Source organism: Carboxydocella sp. ULO1, assembly GCF_002049255.1.
Classification (GTDB): domain Bacteria; phylum Bacillota.
This window is the reverse complement of record NZ_BDLQ01000172.1, coordinates 1-221: the sequence shown is the minus strand read 5'-3', so window position 1 is coordinate 221 and position 221 is coordinate 1. Positions and strand designations below refer to the sequence as shown.

1 protein-coding gene is annotated in these 221 nt (G+C 33.5%); it reads right to left on the bottom strand.

Features of this window, described 5'->3' with window-relative positions:
• Positions 1 to 197 (bottom strand): DUF4372 domain-containing protein (locus ULO1_RS14430; RefSeq protein WP_143325478.1); only part of this gene is annotated, 197 nt, incomplete at its 3' end.
• Between the last annotated feature and the right edge of the window lie 24 nt (positions 198 to 221).

Below are 221 nucleotides of genomic sequence, written 5' to 3'. Positions count from 1 at the left end.
AAGCTATTGCTAATATCCCGTAGACCTTTTAATTGTTCTAACTGGGCATAGGCCAGAAGATAGAATAGCTTAAGTGCTGTCAGTTTTTTAACGTATTTGTCAACACCTGCATTATTAATAAGCTGAAAAATTTTTTCGTGAAAAATTGGCTGAAACAATTGAAAAAATGTGGATTTTGTGATATCCTTGCCTCGCATTATAGCTTCTCCTTTATATTAGAG